This window comes from Stieleria maiorica (genome assembly GCF_008035925.1).
Classification (GTDB): Bacteria; Planctomycetota; Planctomycetia; order Pirellulales; family Pirellulaceae; genus Stieleria; species Stieleria maiorica.
Map to the genome: position 1 here is coordinate 3211994 of NZ_CP036264.1, position 19465 is coordinate 3231458.

Here is a 19465-nt window from a genome sequence, read left to right on the forward strand (position 1 = left end):
GTGTCAAGGGCTGATGAGCGGTAAGATCGGGCGATGCCCATTCTGACACTCGAATCGACCTGTGACGAGACCGCTGCGGCGGTGATTTCAGCCGACGGACAGGTGCTCGGCCAGTGCGTTGCGACCCAGGAAACCCTGCACGAACGCTTCGGCGGCGTCGTGCCCGAAGTCGCCGCCCGAGCCCATGTGGAGCGGATTTTGCCGGTGATCGACACCGCGCTGACCGATGCCGGCGTGCGGGGGGCGGAACTGGACGCGATCGCCGTGGCCGACCGGCCCGGATTGGCCGGGTCGCTGCTGGTCGGCGTGGTCGCCGCAAAAACCCTGGCCGTGGCCTGGAAAAAACCGCTGGTGGCGATCAATCACCTGCACGCCCACCTGTACGCCTGCCAAATGGCCAGCGACGTCCCGGTGTACCCCTGCATCGGGCTGGTCGTCAGCGGCGGGCACACCAGTTTGTATCACTGCACCAGCCCGCTGGATCTGGATTATCTGGGCGGAACGATCGACGACGCGGCCGGAGAAGCGTTTGACAAGGTCGGCGCGATGCTGAATCTGGGCTTTCCCGGCGGCCCGCAGGTCTCACGACTGGCCGCCCAGGGAAATCCGAAAGCACACGCCTATCCCCGATCGATGCTGAAAGAACCCGGGTACCGATTCAGTTTCAGCGGGCTGAAAACCGCGGTCCGCTACAGCATCGCCCCGCCGGGCGTGAAGGATTTTTCCGACATCGAACTCTCCGACCAGGCCAAAGCCGATGTCTGTGCATCATTCCAAGCCGCCGTCGTGGAGGTCCTGGTCGCCAAATCCGTCCGCGCCGTCAAGGAACATCGCTGCGGCCACTTGATCGTCGGCGGCGGGGTCGCTGCCAACCCGGCCCTCCGTGAGGCCCTCCAATCGGCAGCCGAAAAACACCGGTTCGACTTGGTCATCGCCCCGATGAACCTGTGCACCGACAACGCCGTGATGGGCGCGATCGCGCTGGAAAAAATCCGCCGCGGCGAATTCGCGTCACTCGACCTGGACATCACCGCCGGCCTGCAACGCGGGTTCTAGGGCGCGGAAGAAGCCCCCAGCTCGTCAAGCGGCCCCTTCGGTGGCTTCCCTCCGCGACACCCAAGTTCGCGTGTTTTGCATAAGCCTCGTTCCCGGGCTCCGCCTGGGAGCGCATTGTCACTGTGGCTCCTGCCACACACCGCATGCAATCAAAGGCGGAGCCTCCGAGAATTTCCGTACCCAGGCAGATCCTTGAAACAAGACAAGCGTTCCGAGAACGCCCTCGCGGCTTCGCCTGTCAACGTGCGTCGTGGCGGCGCTCATTTCACACAGCGATAAACAAACGCCGGCGGCAGATTGCGCCAAACGGTGTGGCTGCGTCCGACCTCGCTGAAACTCGACTTCAATCGCCTAGAAAACCGCCGCCCGGCAGGCAACACGACGCCCTGCCAATACGCAAACGTCGCGAACCGGCCGCCCTCGCGCATCCGACCGATCATCGCGTTCATGATTTCCGCTTGCAACGATTCGGGAAACGACGCCCACGGCAATCCACAGATCACCGCATCGATTTCTCCCATCCCATGGGCATCGCAAATCGCCGGCAGGTTCGTCGCACTGTCTTCGATCACATTAGCGGTGGGGCATCGAGCCCGAGCCACCGCGGCCATCTCGCCGCTGCGTTCGATCGCAAAGAACTTGGCGTCGGGATGCAGGTGATCGATGATCGCTTCGGTAAACACCCCGGTACCGGGGCCGAATTCGACAACACTGCGAACCGATGGCCAGTCGAACCAATCCACCATCGCCGAGACCAATCCCGGGCTGCTCGGCGCGATCGCCCCGACCTTGGTGGGGTGCTTGGCGAATTCCTTCAAAAACGTGATTGATTCTCGCAAACGATCGCTGCTCCATCGAGTTAGTGTGAGGTCCGAATCATCCCGCATCGGCCGTTCAACGTAAACCCACCCCCCGGCAACGCCCCACGCCATCTGTCCACCCATCGTTCTGCCCCTATTGTTTTGCCCCCACCGTTTTGCCCACCCATCATTCTGCCCCGTATCATTTTGCCTTCCCGCCTCCCGTCCCCTCCCGCCCCCACATTTGCGGTTGAGCGTCCACCGCGAGCCCGTCAAGCTACAATCCGCTCCGCAGCCCCATTCACTTTGTCAACACCTCCATCGTCTTGCCCACGCGTCCCAAATCGTCTCGCCCACCCGTCGTCCGTCCGCTCGCATCGGGGCTGGACACGGCCGAGCTTTTTCAGGCCGTTGCCGGGTTGCCGGGACGCGTTTGGCTGGACTCGGCAACGGGACAGACGTCGCCGGAGTCAGCAGTCGATGATGTCGTCCGCCGATTGTCTCGTTATTCATTTTTGTCCGCGGACCCGATCCGTCGGCTCGTTGCCTACCCGGGCCAACCGAATCCGTGGGACGAACTCTCTCGTCTGGTCGTCAGGCTGCCGGGCGACGTGGACGAATCGCTGCCACCGTTTCAAGGCGGATTGGTCGGCGTGGTCGGCTATGAAGCGGCGCGTTGGCTGGAACCGGTCGAGCTGGCCGATTGCCACCAGCACCAGACGGACGACCTGCCGACCCCGGCGATTTCGTTCGGCGTCTACGATTGGGCCATCGCCATCGACCATTTCGAAGACCGCAGCTGGTTGATCTGCCAAGGTTTTACGGCGGAGGATTTTGACGCCGGCGAATCGGACCACCGCTCCGCAGCCACGCGAACCCAAACGGCCAACCAACGCGCCGACCAGATCATCGATTTGATTTCTGCCGTCCAGCCCAAGAATGCGGACCAACGGCAGTTCCAGCGACGGTTTGATCCAGCGAACGACAACCGCAGCGACGTGCACAGCAATTTCACCGGTGAAGAGTTTCGCGCCGCGGTGGCCGAGATCGTGGACCGGATTCGCTGCGGCGATTCCTTTCAAGTCAACTTGGCGCAGCGGTTGACGACCACCTCGACGCTCGACCCGGCCGCGTTGTATCTCCGGCTTCGCGACGCCAACCCGGCTCCGTTTGCGGGATTCTACGACGGCGGCGATTTCCAAGTGCTCAGCTCCTCGCCGGAAGGGTTCCTGCAACTCCGCGACCGGCATGTGGAAACGCGTCCGATCAAGGGGACCGTGCCCCGCACCGGTGATGAAGCCGCCGATGCGAAGCTGGCCGACCAGCTACTCCGCAGCGAAAAGGACCGCGCGGAAAATGTGATGATCGTCGATTTGATGCGCAACGATCTTTCGCGGGTCTGCCGGGACGAGAGTGTGGTGGTCAGCCGGCTGTGCGAGATCGAGCGGTACCAGTTTGTGCAGCACTTGGTTTCGGTGGTCGAAGGAGACTTGGTCGACGGCGTGGATGCGGTGGACGTGTTGCGAGCCTGCTTTCCGGGCGGCAGCGTGACGGGGGCTCCCAAAATCGAAGCGATGAAGACGATTGCTCAGCTGGAGCGGAATCCGCGTGGTCCATATTGCGGGTCGATGGGCTACTTCGGCTGCGGCGGAGGGGCAGATTTCAACATCCTGATCCGCACGATCACCGCGACCGGCGGGCGGTTGCAGATCCCGGTGGGCGGAGGCATCACGGCGCGCAGCCAGCCGGCGGCCGAAGAAGCCGAGACGTGGGCCAAAGCGATCGGAATGCTCAACGCCCTGCCGACACCTCCGCCCCAAACCCGGGCAAAAATCGCGCCTTCAGCCGATCATTCGGCGAACCCAAAAATCTCCGAAGCGGTCTGACTTGTGCGATCGAAACCGGCGCGATATCTTAACGAAAGTGGCGACGACAACCGTCATCGCACACGATGCCCTTGTAGCTCAGTTGGTAGAGCAACGGACTCTTAATCCGTGGGTCGTAGGTTCGAGCCCTACCGGGGGTACTGCGGAGCACGCAACTTCGCAATTCGATAGGCCGGGTCCATCTGACCCGGCTTTTTTTATGCAAGGAACGCAACGCACTTCGGGTATCGAACGATGCACCGGGGAGCGGCGACAAGAAAATGGATGACAAGAAAATGGGGTGCGGGGCGAGTCGAATTGGATCGATTCAGCACTCGTTTTACCTGCCGGCGTGATCCGTCAACGGGTTCCGCATTTTTCTGCCCCTCATTTTTCTGTCACTCGATCGATTGCCCCTTCTGCTCTTCGCGGCTCCGGGTCGGGGAAGCGACGCTCGATGGTTGCCTGCGAGGGCTTGAACGATCGATTGATGAGGTGCCGGCGGCTGAATGACCATTCCGCGTGTGTTTTTTGTCGTTCTGAGAGACTGTTTGCACCGTGCTACGGGAACGTCAATAATCCACGTCCCTCACCTACACGGAGCCCGTCATGATTCGACTCTTTCCGATTCTCTTGTTGGCGTTCCCGGTCTCGTTATGGGCCGAAGAGACCGTTGTCCGCATCGAATGCATTCTCTTTGACGGTCCGTTGCCGACCGACGCTCAGCAAGAACTGACTGAGCAACTGAATTCGCTCCCGCGGGACGAACGGAATGAACAGAGAGCGATGCTCACACTCCGGGCCCACCGCAAGCATCTTCAAACGCTCGCAACGACGTCACTGGATTTCCATGCGTCGCCGGGGCAGACGGCGTCTCAACGAATCGAATCAAACGACCTGCTGTTCGAGGCGAAGGTAAAGCTGATCGAGTCCGATGAGGTCGGATGCACGCTGACCTATTCCGTTGGTGCCGCCTATGTCGAAGGGCACCGTAGCCACGTCAGCCAATCGATCCGGCAACCGGACCGGATGCGGTACGGAGCGTCCTTGATTCCCTCATCGAGCGGCACCGACGATCTGACAGTCGTGTTCCTGACGACGGTTTCGAAAGGGGCTGAAATCACAATCAAAATCGAAAAGGAGTTTGGTCAGCAATTCATCCGTGATCGCCGCAGACCGCCCAATGCTAGAGTCGCAAACCTGCAACCGTGACACGCCCTGGCGGTCGGCCCCTCTCGTTTCGTTTCGGCCAGAATGGCTGGAAGCGGAGACGAGAAAATAGGTGACAAGAAAATGTTGTGGGCGCGTACCGGACGGGCATCAATCCGTGATGATCCCAATTTCTCTGAAACAAACCCCTAAAACAGACTGCCGATCCATTGGTCGTCTCGCAATGCGTCATCGATCACCTGGAGACGCACTGACCGAATCAGCTCTTCCCCTGCGGCTTCCGATTGCATCCGCGCCAAGTAGTTGATCACCAACAGCGCATCGATCGGCGAGATCACTTGATCGTTGTTGGTGTCCAATCGACTTTCGTTGGCGGGCATCAACGAACGAAGTGGCTGAGTTCTCGAATCCTCGCCTCCCGCACTGATCGCGAGCGCGTTGATCACAACCAGCGCATCGCTGGGCGTGGTTTCGCCGTCCAGATTGGCATCGGTCGGAAGCTGGAGGTTGTGATAAATGTTTGTCTGATACCGAAACTGCTGATCGATCAATGTCAGGCCATCGTCATCGATCCGCACAAGGTACTTCGCGGTACCATCGTCGAAGACCGCCTGGTCAAAGGAAGATCCGTGATCGAATCCCAGAGCAACAAGTGTCTCTGGGCCGAGGGAATGGTTTTGTGAAAGGAGATTCCGGGCTTCCGTTTCGATGATTCTCAGCTGTTCCAATTCCGAATCCACCGAGTGGATTTCGTGATCGCCGGAGAAGAAAACGGAATCGACCACCCCTTCCGCGTCGGCCTTCCCCGACATGATGCCGGCATCGCTGACAGAATAGTAGCAATCACCGATCTCGATGGTGCGGCGTACCACCTGGTTGTGAAGGTGTTGTCCGGACGAAGTGAAAGAATCAAACAATTCCTGCCCTGAATCGATCGTCACGATCGACAAGGCTTCGCCTCCCGCCCAAACGCCATTGTTCCACCCAGATTGATCTTCGATTCGGACCGGGAACGCAAACGTTTCCTGATCATCGAATACCAGAAACGAGTCCGCCGACCCGCTGACCGTCCCGGCCGATTGCCCTGCGAGTTCGACCTGATCCAATAATCTGGGGGATCCATCGTTCAGCTCGTACAGCGAGAGAAACGTCGGATTGGGAAACGCCGCTTGAGTGTTCATCTCAGCCCCGATCGCGAGCAGTCGATCTGGTTCGATAAAATTCAAATAGGTTTGAAAGCCGGGCAGCTGGATCGGCTGAGCACTCCAATCGTTTTCGAGATCATCGAACAATTCGGCCGTGTGGATGACCGTCTGACTGGGCTCGATCGGAAACCAGTCTGCATCGGTATACTCAACGGCAAACAATGAGTCGTCATGCAGGTGAATGCTTGTCATAGAAGCATCCAACGACAACTCTTCCTCTTCAACGAGAAAGGTTTCGCCCTGTTGCTCGAATCGAGACACGTGGATCCTGGTCCCGTAGGGAACGTCGTTCTGGTACTCGATCCAGTGTTCGGCAGCGACTAATGAATGGTCTGTCGCTGAGAAAACGACATGGTCAGCCAAGCGACTTTGAACCGAAGTGTCTGCGATCACTTCGAGCGAACCGTCGTCGGTGTTGACCCGAAACCGATGAAGCGTCGTTTCGCGAGGAAATTCACCGCTGTAGCCGTTGGTGCCATTGATCCAATAGAAGCCATCGGACGTTTCGACAAAGTGATTGTGATCGGGAATGAATGCTTCGATTTCTCCGGAATACTGATACGTTCGATGCGCCAACTCGCGGTTCAACAGGATGCCCTTGGACGAAGAGATCCCTGGCTCGTCGCCGCCGAGGTCAACGCTGAAGAAGACGGTCAATTCGTTGAAGGTCGACAGACCCGCAATCTGCTCCGGTGTGACCAGAGGTCCGCTACGACTGAAATCATGTCCCCCTTTTCGGGCGGAATAATACGGCAAGCGTTCACCAAGTAATTCGGCAAAATTGTCCGAGATTCGATCGCGAAACTGCTGCTCGGTTTCCCAGTACAAACTGCCGCTTACGGAATGCTTCTCGAGCGTTGGCAGCAAAGTTCGTGGCGGCCGTGCGGCGACCACCAGTTGATTATCGATCAATTGAGAATGAAGTAAATCGCCCTCGAAATGCAGTGTTTGGACCACGTGCGGATGATCCCGCCGGGAAACATCAAAGACGGTAAGTACACCAACCGATTCACTTTCCGAGTCTTCCGCGATGACGGTCAGTCGGTCATTGGACAAATGCAGGTTGGTCGGTCGACCAGTGAAAGACGTGCGCGAAAGGAATTGAAGCGAGCCGTCTGGATTCGTTCTCGTGATCACAAGATCACCGCCAATCAACTGATAGAGATGCTGATCGTCGTTGGTCACCAACGATTGGTCATCAACCTCATTTTGATTCGACGCAACGGTCGAGAACTGAACGTTCGCGGAATGGGGATCAATTAGAAAACTGGGGAAAGGATCCCACGTGATGCAAAAACATTGCGGAGACGACGCATAGGTCCCGAATTGCGAACCGTACTCTTGCTGCGCGAGCCGCAAAATGGCCTCCCGCATCGCATCCATCGGTGCGTCTTGCCCGGCGGCACCGCTCGCGAGGTAGGACGCGTTTTCAAGAAATGAAAGGCTTTCGCCTGCCAGCAGATATCGCGATTCCAGGGATTCCAGACGGTGCTGTCGGCGTTTCATGAAGTCATTAGCGTAGGAGTGATCGTGGCAGCGATCGTATCTGCGGTGAATTGGGCAATCAAGGTCCGCTAGAACGAATTGGCGAAACGACCACGAATCAACGTTCGTATTCAAATCGATCGTTCCGTCCGACCACTACTTTGGGGAGCGTTTGGGAGAGCGACGAACCGGTCGATCGACGATCGAGCGCGATGAAGAAGCTGATCGGGGCGGGAGGCGAATTGAAACAACTCGGCACTCCAGTTAGCGGCCTGTGTCTTCCGGCAACGGGCACTGCGTTTTACTGCCCGTGATTTTTTTGTCACTCGATCGAATTGTTGAGCAGCAGCAGGGCGGCGATCAGGCGGCCGACTTCGGCGTCCAGGGTTTCGATTTGCTCGTTCAGTTCGTCTGTACCGGCGGTTTCGGCGTCGGTCTCCAGTCGCGACGCGTGCTCAACGACGTCGGCGGCGCCGAACACTGACGCGGATCCTTTCAGGGTGTGGGCACAGCGACGGATGGTGACGGTGTCCTGCGTCTCGGAGGCATCGCGCAGTTGTCGCACCAGATCCGTCGCCTCGCCGACCATCACCTCCGCCAGAAGTCGCACCTGGGCGTCGTTGCCGCGGCATCGTTTGCGCGCCGTTTCGATGTCGATCGCCCCCAGAGTCTGCGCCGCCGTCGAATCCTCCATCAACGCGTCTAAGTCGGGGCCTTCGGTTGGACCGGGAGGTTTCGCCTGCGTCGCGACGGGATTGCTGGTGTTGTCATCGGCATGATCGCGGGTCGGCGGCGTTGAAGGGCCGATGACTTGGTCTCGGACGCAGTTTTCCATCACGTCGAATAGCTTTTCCGGATCGATCGGCTTGGAGACATAGCCGTCCATCCCGGCTTCGAGACAGTCCTCTTCGTCTCCTTTCATCGCGCCGGCGGTCATCGCGATGATCGGCGTGTGTCGATCGACATTGTTTTCGCTTTCGCGAATGATCCGAGTCGCTTCGATGCCGTCCATGTTCGGCATCTGGACATCCATCAGGACCAGATCAAATCGCTGCTGCTCGAGCGCCTCGATCGCCTCCACACCATCTTCGGCGACCACGACTTCGTGCCCTTGATGGGTCAACAGACCGATCGCAACCTTTCGATTGACTTCGCCGTCCTCGGCCAGCAAGACTTTCAGCTTGCGATACTCCTTGGCCGATTCCGTGGTCGGCTGCGGTTGAGCCGCTTCTTGGTGTCCGAGTGCTTTCAAGACGGTTTTCAGCATGTCCGAGTGCACGGCGGGTTTTTGCATGTATCGGGCAACGCCCAGCCGCCGGCACTGTTCGACGTCGCCGGCCTTGACGGCCGAGGAGAGCATGATGATTTGAAAGTCGTCCGCTTTGATTTGCGATTGCTGTTGCATCGCGGCGGCGACGTCGAAACCGTCCATCGGTTGCATCACACAGTCCAAGATCACAAGCGGGTAGGTCCGGCCTTCGCCTGCGGCGTGTTTGAATTCGTCGATCGCCTCCGGGCCGCTTTGAGCGGTGTGCACTGCAAGGCCCCAGCCACCGAGCATTTCTCCCAAAATCTTACGATTGGTCACGTTGTCGTCGACCAGCAGAACAGGGGTGTCTTGCAGCAGGTCACTGACGTTTGAACTGGGTTGTTGATCGTGGACGCCGAAGTTGGCGGTGAAGAAAAACGTTGTCCCGTTCCCGACTTCGCTTTCCACCCAGATTCGCCCCTGCATCAGTTCGACCAGTTGGGTCGAGATCGTCAGCCCCAACCCGGTTCCTCCGAAGCGTCGATTCGTCGACGCGTCGGCCTGGCGGAAGGATTCAAAAATGGCTTGTTGTCGGTCGGCCGGGATTCCGATGCCGGTGTCGCGCACCGAAACCTGCAGACCGATCGAGGTTTCGCTGCGGGATTGAACGTCTACGTCGACTTCGATTTCACCTTGCTCGGTAAACTTGATGGCATTGCCGACCAGATTAACGATGATCTGTGCCAGTCGCCCGGCGTCACCGACGACGACCTCGGGTATTTCGGGTGCGACGTGGCAGAGCAGTTCCAGTCCCTTGCCGCCGGCGCGGCAGCCGAGTGTTTGGATCGTCTGTCCGACACAATCGCGCAGGTTGAACGGCTGTTGCTCCAGGTCCAATTTGCCGGCTTCGATCTTTGAAAAGTCCAGGATGTCGTTCAGCAGCCGCAGCAGCGAGTCGGCGGACTGCTTGACCATGTTCAAGTAATCGCGTTGTTCCTCGGTGGGTTCGGTGTGCAGCAACAACTCGGTCATCCCGATGATGCCGTTCATCGGAGTCCTAATTTCGTGGCTCATGTTGGCCAGGAACTCGCTCTTGGCCTGATTGGCCTGTTCCGCCATCTCCTTGGCGGCTTCGGCGATTTCCTTGGCCTCGCGGACCTGCTGTTCTGCCAGGTGACGTTGGGTGACGTCCCAGAACATGATCTGGATTCCGCTGATGTTTCCGGCCGCATCGTGGACCGGGCCCTTGAAGGTTTCGACATAGATCCGCTGGCCGTCGGATTTCTCATGCGCCTCGACGTAATTGAACGCCCTGCCCGCTTTGACGACACGGCGATCGTCCTGGCGATACTTCTTGGCCAGGTCCTTCGGGAACAGGTCGAAATCGGTCTTGCCAAGGACCTCATCCAGCGTCATTCCGATCGACTCGCAATAAAGCTGGTTACCGAACACCACCCGGCCTTTGAGATCCTTGCGGACCACTTGCATGGGCATCGATTCGACCAAGGACGAATAGAGTGCTTCGGACTCGCGGATCGCACTGATGTCGGTGCCGATGCCGCCGACGAATTTGGGTTTTCGGTTGGCGTCGTGGACCACGCTGACGCGATCGTGCAACCAAATCACCGATCCGTTGGGACGCACGATCCGGTAGTCCTGTTCGACGTGCTTTTTCTTCAGCAGCTCGCTCAGATTCTCGACGACCTGTGGCCGGTCATCCGGGTGGATCGCGTCGAGCCAATAATTCGGATCGTCGGTCAGTTCTTTAAGCGGTTTGCCGTACACCCGCTCGGCGACGCGATTGACGTACAGAATTTTCCCGTCGAGCGTGGTGCACCACACCAGATGACGCGCGGCGTTGATCAGCGTGCGCAGAAGCTGGTCTTTCGTAAAGGTCTGGTCCTTGGTCTCGTGTAGCGCACCGAGGTCCATGTAGGAGGTTCGAATATCCACCGCGTACCACTCCGACGTCGAAGAGTTTCTCCGGAAGCAGCCATTCCGGGAACTTCATTCTACCTCAGCAGACCGCTTCATTCCCCAGTTAAGCGACGATCCGGGCGGAATGCTTGTCGGGTGGCGCTGTTTGACGGGGTCAAACAGCGTCACTTCCTTCACTTGACCAGTCCCAGCAGGACGTCCTTGGCGGTGACCATGCCGACCACCCGATCGCCCTCGTCGGCGATCAAAACGAATGATGACTTGGTCCGATGCAACAGCGGCAGAACGCGGCTGATCGGTTTGGATTGCGCCATCACCGTCATCGGACGGGCCAATTTGCGGAGATCAAAGTCGTTGGATTCGGCCATCAAGATCCGTTCGATGCTGACCCATCCGAGGAACCGATCTCCGGTTTCACTGGCAACGGGATAGCAGGTGTGCGGGAACTCGCGGACCCGATCCAACGTTTCCACCAGCGAATCGGAAACATTGAGCGCGATGATCGCCTTTCGGGGGCGCATCACGGCGCTGATCGAAATGTTTTCAAACGGCGACTCATCGACCGGCTGAAAATCGACCGAATCTCGCAACCCGGCAGGCCCCACCGCCGCGTCCGTTGCGGTTTCATCCACCGGCGGGTCGAGTTCGATATTGCAGCCGTAGCAGATCGAGATGCTGCTGGGGTAGACTGCACCACAGTTGCTGCAGTGGCGAGTCCGGCCGTCGTCCTTGGGCAGGACGGGTTTGCCGAAGCTGTCGATGATCCGCATCACGCCGGTATCGCTTAGCGACCGTGTTTCAATCTGCGACGGGTCGCTGGCGTCCGTGACGACCGCCGCCGTCGTGTCCGGTCGATCAAACCGAAACTTGGTCTGGCAATGTGGGCAGCGCACCTCGCGGTGCAGCCACCCGACGTCGCCACGGACACGGTGTCCGTTGGGGCATTCGGTTGTCACGTATTCGGTTGAGTCGGCGGTCACGATTGATTCCCATCGGCTGTTCAGGCTTCGTGATTGCAAACCTGTTTCGATCTCGTCAAGGCGATCCAGTCCTTTCCATGATCGCAGATCGAAGCGAGCCAAGCTAGACGCGGCCGCCCCCGGGGGACTACATCATCGAGGGAGTTCGGAGGTTTCGAAACGGCATGAATCGGCCGGCCAAGAGTCGTTCGAGCGAAAACGATCCCATCCCCGCCGCGACGGCTTTGAGCAGATCGCATTTGCGGACCACCGCAACGACCACACCGTGGCTGGATACCAGGAATTCGTCGACCGATTGATTCGACAGCCATCCCAGAACGTTGCGGGCGTCCCACTGGGCACTGACCACCGGCAATGATGGTCGGTCCGGCGACGACGGTGCCTGCGACGACGGTGCATCGGTGGAACGATCCGCCGAGAATCCTTCCAAGCTGGAATCCCCCATCGGTCGCCACCCTTGGGCCTGCCACGCGGCTTCACGCTCGACCATCATCGCTTCACCGCGTCCGGCCAAGAACACAAAACCGGCCAAGATCACCAGCATCAAGTTCCCCGAAAATAGCCCGAACAAGGCAAACAGGATGGCGATGACCTGGCCCACGCCCGCCGCAGCCCGGGTCGCACTGCGATAGGGCAGCCCCAGCGCCAAGACCGAACGCAACACCCGCCCGCCGTCCATCGGGAACGCGGGTAGCATGTTGAACACGACCAGGGCCACATTCACCCACGCCAGCTTGCTTAGAAACGCGATCGCGCCGACAGGCAGCAGCGCCGTCGCCGCAAGGATCGGCAGCAACGCGAACAGCACCATCGCGATCACCACGTTGACCGCCGGACCGGCGACCGCGATCGCCAATTCCTGCCAGGGGCTACGCGGGATCCGCTGCAAACTGGCGACGCCCCCGATCGGCAGCAGTGTGATGTCATGCGTCTCGATCCCGAAACGTCGGGCGGTCAGCGAATGCCCCAATTCGTGCAGCACCACACAGCCGAAGATCGCGAAAACCAACAACACTGCCACCGTGGCAGCGACCGCGCCGCTGCCGGCGGCCAGGCTGGAGTAGTAAATCCAGATCGGAAGCAGCAAAAACGTCCAGTGAATCCGCACGTCGATGCCGGCGAGTTGTCCTAAATGCCAAGAACCTTTCATTCCAATCCTCCCTAGAGTAGTGACGCTGTGACACAAATGCACATTTCGTGCCAGAACCCGCCTCGTGGGTCCATCCGTGGGTTCGCGCTGCCATCGGTGGGGACTGTCCTCGGAGTGTTCCAGACGGCCGGGGGCAGGCGTGCGGCTGGATGCGGTATGATCAGGGTCGGCGTTCTCTCTCGCGCAATGTGACGCGCCGGGTTGCGTCAAACGGCTGAGATTCGATCGACCCTCAAAGCAACACAGCAGACCGATGAAGATTCTGGTGCCCACCGCCGGGGAAGAAGCGGCCGTTGAGATTGCCGATTACGTCATCGCGGTCGCCCGACAGTTGGACGCCGAATTGACGGTGTTGCACATCTTGAAAGACGATGAAACGCCAGCCGACGGCAAGGACTGCTGCGCGGTCTTCAGCGAAGCGGCCCACGACACCGGGGTGTCGGTGACTTCCAAGGTGGCCACGGGAAACCTGGTGGACACGATCATCACAGCCGCCAAGCAGACCGACGCCGATCTGATCCTGATGGGGGCCAGCAGCGGCAACGTCGTCGAGCATTGGTTGAGTGCCAACGTGATGGACGAGTGCGAACTCCCCGTGCTGGTCATCCCTCACTGCTATCGCAGGTTTTAGTGCTTTGTCGGCATGTGTTTGCGAGTACTCTGCTCGATGGGTTTGCCGCTGGTGCGACATGGAGAAACTGAAAGCCGCCGCGATGGGACCGAGGAAGCCGGATGGCAGCCTGCCTGACATTGGATTGCAGCTTGATCGACGCAGCCATCTGATCGACGCCGGTCTCGATGTCGGTTTGCCATTCAGCGGGAAGGCACCCGATCTGGGCGCGTTTGAGATCGAGTAGCAGAGACAGTTTTATTTTGGAGAAGCTCTCGGACGGTTGCTAAGTTCAATCTATCATCCGTCCCCGCCACGGCATGCGGGATGCTCCGGATCGCGGAATCCTTGGGACGCGTCGGGGAAGTTTTTCGTTTTCGGCCAAACGTGTTCCCTTATTCGATGAACGCACGTTTTGATTCGGGAATTTCAACGTCGTGATACAACATCGGCCAAATTTGACGCGGCAAATCGGTCTCGATTAAGTCGATCCCACGTTCCAGAAGTTCACGGTATTTCGGTTCCCAATCCTGATCCTCTGCTGGCTGTCCGGCCAAGCCGCGATCGAGATTTCGCGACGTGCCGGCAATTGTCGATACGCCTCGTTCGTGAAGGAGTCGAAGTAGCTCACGATCTTTCGTCGGTTCGTGACCAACGAAAGCAATGACGTTGCTCCACCGAATTCCCGAAGCGTGATCGCCAACTTTTCGGCGACCTCACCAGCCGGGATATGAACGAGCGGAACGTCCGTATTGAAGAGCACCTGCGCGGCGGTGACATCCTGTTTCAAATTGAAGTCAAGCGCGTTATCGAAGTGGTAGGGGTGACCGCCGATCCAAACCACAACGATTCGATCCTTGATCGTCGGGTCAAGCAATATGGCGGAGGCGATGTTAGTCGCGGTCCCCAAGCCGACCACGTACAGCGGACCCTGTCGATCTTGCTGGGCCAGTTCAACAATCTTGCGGGCCGCCGCACTCTCGATGGGCGTTTCGGTGTTGGACAATTTTTACTTCGATCCACGAACCGCCATCTCCGCCGGCAAACCGAGCAACTTGAGAATCCGAACGATCTCCTGATAGCTCTTTTCCACGCCATCGGCGAACGAAGTTGAACGTTGATTACGAAACGGTGCCGCTGTCACTGCCAGCAGATTGATCTTGTGAGACGACAGCGCGGCGAAAGCGAGCGCGAACTGATCGTCGACTTCATTGAAAGCGTCGGTGTCCAGAACGACATCGACGGTCCCTTTCGGGATAGACGGCACCGCTCGACGTGATCCGCTGGTTGGCGTTTCCGTGTAACCAGCACGTGACGCAAACGCAAGTGCCACGACAAATAATACGAGCCGACCCATTGCATCTCCTTCACCCGAGTTGCGACAACCGATTTTTCTACGAATACTAGCGGAGGTCGTCACGGGTTTCGGCTTTTCCCGGGTGAACTGCTGCGAGGCGGAAGACTTGGCGGCTTCCGCTACGGGTTTAGGGACAAAGCCTCGTTGTTTTGCCGCCCGAAGCGTTACAATCGCGCAATCTTCCTTCGGGTTCAGGTCAGCGGTGACGATGCCGATCAATCAGTAACGGTTCGCTTCGTTCGGCACCCACATGCTCAATTCGGTTCCACTCATTTTCCCATTTCCGATGGTCACACGATCGGTGCGCACCGCCACGCTGGCGTTGCTGGTGGCGATCGTATTGCCGATCGCGAAAGACGCGAACGCCAGCAGTCTTCGTGTTCTCGACGGGAAACGGGAGTCGCTTCAAGCACGCGTCGACCTGATCCAGCAAGCGCAACACAGCATCGACCTATCGTATTACGCGATCGATACCGACGAAGTGCCCATCGCACTCCTCGAACTGCTGCGACAAGCATCGCTGCGGGGCGTGCGTGTCCGTATCCTGGTCGACGGTCTCAAATCACGACTGCCGGCCAAGTTTGAGCAGTATCTGCAGCGGAATCGGGTCCAGGTCCGGGTTTACCACCCGCTTCATCAAGGCAACCCGAGCTGGCTGAATCGACGATTGCATTCCAAGTTGATGGTCGTCGACGCCCAGCGTGCCGTGATCGGAAGCAGCAACCTGGAGAACGAGCATTTCGAGTTGAAACCGGGGCGCGGTTTTGTCGATTGCGACGCGATCGTCGCCGGCCCAATCGCCCAACAGACACAAGCCTATTTCGACTGGTTGTGGGCGACGCCCGATGTCCGACCAGCACCGCCCCGAGATTCGCTCGGGTTGGACGTCCTGCGATCCCGCCCTTTCGGCCGCAGCGACTGGAAGAATGCGTGGCGCGACGCAAAAACCGATCGTGACTACCAACGGCTACTCGATCGTGCCTTGCAGCATGTGGTTTGCCAAGGCGGCGTGCACTTGGATCCGCAGCGCGATTGGATCGCCGAAGCGAGCCATGGGATCCAGATGCGACTGCTGCATGATCGTTCGTCAGACAAGTCAGAGCATCATGTCAATCGTCAGATCGTTCGAATGATCGATCGGGCCCGGTCGTCCGTGCTGATCGAATCACCCTACCCCGCGTTCGATCGTTCGATTCGATCCGCCATCTCGCGTGCCAGGGCGCGTGGCGTGTGCGTGACGATTTTGACCAATTCGTTGGACACGACCGATCAATTGAACGTGTATGCCGCTTACCAGAATCACAAACGCGGGTTGCTGCGTGAGGGGGTCCAGCTGCGAGAATACGCCGGCCGGGACACGTTGCACTCCAAGACGCTGTTGGTCGACGACAGTTCGTGGATGCTGGGCAGCTACAACTTTGACGCCCGTTCCAACCTATGGAATCTTGAATTGTGCTTGGTGTCGGATGATCCCGCCGGTGCCGCTCAGTTGTGGTCCAATCTGCAACCGAGACTTGTCAATTCGACGCCAATCAGGTCCGGCACGCTGATCCTGCCGGTCGGACAAGACGCCGCGATTTCCAAACGAAGCCGATTGATGATCAAACGCAGCGTGATCGAACTTTATCGCGGTCTGCTGTAGCGACCGACGTGTTGCCAGTAGTACCGATCCAAGCCTTTTAATTTGGTATTGAATTGCTGGGCCTTCCAGACAGAGAAGGCATGTCGCGGGTCCCAGCCGAAATGTTCGACACGATACAACGCGACGAGCATCCCGGCACGATCGAGGCCAAGGTTGCAGTGAAAGTAGACGGCTCCGTGGCCACAACCGGTCAGCTCCGCCAGGATGTCCGGGACGTTTCCTGTCTTGGCGGGAAAGAACCCCATCGGAATTCGCTGGAACGTGATCCCGCACTCGGCAGCCCGCCGACGTTCCCGCGCGCTGGCAAATACCTTGAAGGTCCGCATGTCGACAATCCGCCGGACGCCCAACTGACGCAGGCGGGCAAAATCGGCATCGCTTTTCGGGGCGCCGCCGTAATAGATTGCCGCGTCGAGTCGTTTGACCACCAAGGTGTCACTCCGATCGCTGTCTCGCCTCAAAGTTCCGGCGCTGCACGTAGCTGAACAAGTGATCGCAAGAGCGGAAAGGAAGGCCAATGGTTTCAACATGCCGAGTCAACCAACGCCGATGATGGGGTCGTGTCATGAAATGCGGTTTCATGAAGTATGACACGCGATTCGAGATCACGCCCCATAATTTGATCCTTTGACCGCTTCGATCCGGCCGTAAACCCGTTCTTTCCCCACCATTCCCATTCCGTTCCCCATGGCTTCCGTATGCGTCAGGGAGTCCACGGGGAGAATGCGTGAAGGCTGCGGGCGCGCATTCGATTGACTCGATCGGTCGGTTCCAAGGTCCAGCGTGAGAGGTTGTCATGCCAGTCGTCACCTATGGTGGAAGTGATGAAGAAGGATTCGAATTGGTCGAGAGTCGAGAGCTGATCGCGATCCGCACGCGTTCCAATCGGTCTTTAAGAACAAAGTCGACCGTTTCGGATCCGGTGGAGGGACAGTTGAGCGGTTGCGAGCTGGTGATGCGGTTTCCCGAAGCCGGCGTGGAGGTTTATCGCGTGCCGAAAGGGGAGAAGAAGTCGGCGATGCAAAACCGAAAACGTGCGCTGCGTCAGCACCCGGACGTGCGTTTCGCCGGCGGCGTGCTGATCGACAAAGATGCGCAAGAGCCGGTGATTTACACGGAGAATCTGTTCATCAAGTTCATCGACAGTCTGGATGCCGGCGAGTGCGAACGGATCATCCGTGAGGCGAGTTTGATTCTCAAGGAGAAGCTCGGATTCGGAATCAATAGCTACTTTGTGCAAGCGACCGAGGGGACGGGGCAGCGTGTGTTTGACTTGGCATTGGAGTTATTGGCGCGGCCGGAAGTGCAGTACTGCCACCCGGAACTGGTTCGCCCCCGGGATCGAAAATCGATCGGTTCGCAGCAATGGCATCTCGGTCCGGTCACGCACAATGGACTCTCGGTCAGCAATCATGCGCACGTGCTGATCGCGCACGAATTGACGCGCGGCGACGGGGTGATGATCGCCGTCATCGATGACGGTTTTGACATCGATCACGCGGAGTTTTCGAGCCCCGGAAAGATCGTGGCGCCGTTTGATGCCGTCAGCCAGACTTCCGATCCGCGTCCCCGTGACCCCGACCCCGACTATCCCGATGACCACGGAACGGCCTGCGCGGGTGTCGCCTGTGCGAGCGGAATCGACGGCGCGATCGGGGTCGCGCCGGAGGCGCGGTTGATGCCGATTCGATTGATGGCCAATTTGGGATCGATGGCTGAAGCGAAAGCGTTTCAGTGGGCCGCCGACCACGGTGCCGACGTGATCTCTTGCAGTTGGGGGCCCGCCGACGGGCCTTGGTATTTGCCGAATCATTCGCTGCACGATCGCGTGCATCATCTGCCGACGAGTACGCGGATGGCCATCGATTATGCGTTGTCGACAGGCCGCGGCGGTCTCGGCACCCCGGTCCTTTTCGCCGCCGGCAATGGCAATGAGAGCGTCGAGAACGACGGCTACGCGAGCTACGAACCGGTGATCGCGGTTGCCGCCTGCAACGATCGGGGAACGCGGAGCGTCTACAGCGACTATGGACCGTCGATTTGGTGCTGCTTTCCCAGCAACGATTTCGAATTTGTCGCAGAGCAGCATCCGGCCCCCATCACCCCCGGAATCTGGACGACCGATCGTTCCGGAGTTCACGGGTACAACCCCGGCAGCCCCCATGCCGGCGATGCGATCGGAAACTACACCAATTCGTTCGGCGGCACCTCAAGCGCCTGCCCCGGTGTTGCGGGGGTCGTCGCCTTGATGCTGTCGGCGAATCCCGATTTGACTCCGCTTGAGATCAAAGACTTGTTGCGGCGTTCGAGCGACGCCGTCGATCCGGAAGGCGGACAATACGATGCCGACGGGCACAGCGAGTCGTACGGATACGGTCGAGTCAATGCACGTCGTGCCGTGGAATTGGCCGTCCCAACGCCTGCGCCGCGACTGGAGATTGTTCGTGACTTCTACACCTCGATTCCCGATCGCGGCACCGCAAACGTCGCGATTGAAATCCAGGATCCGGGATCGATTGAATCGATCGACGTGCTGTTTGACATCGAACACAGCTATGTCGGCGACCTTGTTGTCACACTCAAGCCGCCGCGTGGTGCCGGATCAAAGGTGGTCCTGCACGACCGTCAGGGGACATCTGCGAGCGGAATTTCAAAATACTGCCGCATGCAGGCCACTCCCGGACTCAGTCGTCTGGCGGGAAAGAAGTGCCGTGGCAACTGGACGCTTGAGGTCGAGGACCAAGCCGTCCGCGACGTCGGCACCATCGTCCGTTTCGGAATGGTCATCACGCTTCAGTCCACGGCGCAACCGGGCGCTCTGGCCCGCGTTTCCAAACGCAACACGACTCGGTTGGTCCGGCGTCCGGTGTCGCTGGCACGACGGCAACGAGGCTACGGTTCCTGACGCATTCGTGGATCGCTCACGTGTTTCGCCCCTTCTCTTTCATCGCCTAAGGA

The 19465-nt window shown here is 58.9% G+C and carries 15 protein-coding genes and 1 tRNA gene; 8 read left to right on the forward strand and 8 right to left on the reverse strand.

Translation table 11 applies throughout. The features are described 5' to 3' along the window. Positions 1 to 33 precede the first annotated feature (33 nt). Entirely contained in the window at positions 34 to 1056 is a 1023-nt protein-coding gene (tsaD, locus tag Mal15_RS11175) for a tRNA (adenosine(37)-N6)-threonylcarbamoyltransferase complex transferase subunit TsaD (RefSeq protein ID WP_147867834.1), read from the forward strand. 260 nt (positions 1057 to 1316) lie between these two features. Here tsaD and Mal15_RS11180 read toward each other — a convergent pair whose 3' ends face one another. Further along, the gene (locus tag Mal15_RS11180) at positions 1317 to 1895 is read right to left on the reverse strand and encodes a class I SAM-dependent methyltransferase (protein WP_233903402.1); all 579 of its coding nucleotides are present in this window, start codon (positions 1893 to 1895) and stop codon (positions 1317 to 1319) included. Positions 1896 to 2182: 287 nt separating this feature from the next. On the opposite strand from Mal15_RS11180, the gene Mal15_RS11185 reads away from it, so the two are divergent. The 3 genes from Mal15_RS11185 to Mal15_RS11195 all read left to right on the forward strand — a co-directional run bounded on the left by Mal15_RS11185 (position 2183) and on the right by Mal15_RS11195 (position 4933). Continuing rightward, complete coding sequence (locus Mal15_RS11185; RefSeq protein WP_233903403.1) at positions 2183 to 3742, forward strand: anthranilate synthase component I family protein; 1560 nt, start codon at positions 2183 to 2185, stop codon at positions 3740 to 3742. Positions 3743 to 3809: 67 nt separating this feature from the next. Further along, positions 3810 to 3882, forward strand: a tRNA-Lys gene (locus Mal15_RS11190). Positions 3883 to 4330: 448 nt separating this feature from the next. Next, entirely contained in the window at positions 4331 to 4933 is a 603-nt protein-coding gene (locus Mal15_RS11195) for a hypothetical protein (protein WP_147867835.1), read from the forward strand. A 146-nt stretch (positions 4934 to 5079) separates the two neighbouring features. Here Mal15_RS11195 and Mal15_RS11200 read toward each other — a convergent pair whose 3' ends face one another. The 4 genes from Mal15_RS11200 to Mal15_RS11215 form a co-directional block, all read right to left on the reverse strand. Then, positions 5080 to 7602, reverse strand: a complete 2523-nt coding sequence (locus tag Mal15_RS11200) for a beta-propeller domain-containing protein (protein ID WP_147867836.1) — start codon at positions 7600 to 7602, stop codon at positions 5080 to 5082. Positions 7603 to 7903: 301 nt separating this feature from the next. Further along, positions 7904 to 10783 (reverse strand): hybrid sensor histidine kinase/response regulator, encoded by a 2880-nt coding sequence (locus tag Mal15_RS11205; RefSeq protein ID WP_147867837.1) that lies wholly within the window; start codon positions 10781 to 10783, stop codon positions 7904 to 7906. Positions 10784 to 10941: 158 nt separating this feature from the next. Continuing rightward, entirely contained in the window at positions 10942 to 11748 is an 807-nt protein-coding gene (locus tag Mal15_RS11210) for a CBS domain-containing protein (RefSeq protein ID WP_147867838.1), read from the reverse strand. 127 nt (positions 11749 to 11875) lie between these two features. Continuing rightward, entirely contained in the window at positions 11876 to 12898 is a 1023-nt protein-coding gene (locus tag Mal15_RS11215) for a site-2 protease family protein (protein ID WP_147867839.1), read from the reverse strand. 253 nt (positions 12899 to 13151) lie between these two features. Here Mal15_RS11215 and Mal15_RS11220 point away from each other — a divergent pair, with 253 nt between their 5' ends. Beyond that, complete coding sequence (locus tag Mal15_RS11220; protein ID WP_147867840.1) at positions 13152 to 13529, forward strand: universal stress protein; 378 nt, start codon at positions 13152 to 13154, stop codon at positions 13527 to 13529. Positions 13530 to 13587: 58 nt separating this feature from the next. Next, a complete protein-coding gene (locus Mal15_RS11225; protein WP_147867841.1) occupies positions 13588 to 13755 on the forward strand; it encodes a DUF4990 domain-containing protein in 168 nt (55 codons plus the stop codon). 234 nt (positions 13756 to 13989) lie between these two features. On the opposite strand, the gene Mal15_RS11230 is transcribed toward Mal15_RS11225, so the two are convergent. Together Mal15_RS11230 and Mal15_RS11235 are read right to left on the reverse strand one after the other, a co-directional pair. Next, positions 13990 to 14514: a nucleoside hydrolase gene (locus Mal15_RS11230; RefSeq protein WP_147867842.1), complete on the reverse strand. Its 525-nt coding sequence runs from the start codon at positions 14512 to 14514 to the stop codon at positions 13990 to 13992. Between the two features lie 3 nt (positions 14515 to 14517). Further along, positions 14518 to 15084 carry a hypothetical protein gene (locus Mal15_RS11235; RefSeq protein WP_147867843.1) on the reverse strand — a complete coding sequence of 189 codons (567 nt, stop codon included), beginning with the start codon at positions 15082 to 15084 and terminating at the stop codon, positions 14518 to 14520. Between the two features lie 67 nt (positions 15085 to 15151). On the opposite strand from Mal15_RS11235, the gene Mal15_RS11240 reads away from it, so the two are divergent. Further along, on the forward strand, positions 15152 to 16507 hold the full coding sequence (locus Mal15_RS11240; RefSeq protein ID WP_167546732.1) for a phospholipase D-like domain-containing protein: 1356 nt from the start codon (positions 15152 to 15154) through the stop codon (positions 16505 to 16507). On the opposite strand, the gene Mal15_RS11245 is transcribed toward Mal15_RS11240, so the two are convergent. Then, positions 16489 to 17037, reverse strand: coding sequence for a fused DSP-PTPase phosphatase/NAD kinase-like protein (locus Mal15_RS11245; protein WP_147867845.1), 549 nt, complete (start codon positions 17035 to 17037; stop codon positions 16489 to 16491). The genes Mal15_RS11240 and Mal15_RS11245 overlap by 19 nt on opposite strands. A 266-nt stretch (positions 17038 to 17303) precedes the next feature. On the opposite strand from Mal15_RS11245, the gene Mal15_RS11250 reads away from it, so the two are divergent. Then, positions 17304 to 19412 (forward strand): S8 family serine peptidase, encoded by a 2109-nt coding sequence (locus Mal15_RS11250; RefSeq protein ID WP_147867846.1) that lies wholly within the window; start codon positions 17304 to 17306, stop codon positions 19410 to 19412. Positions 19413 to 19465 lie beyond the last annotated feature (53 nt).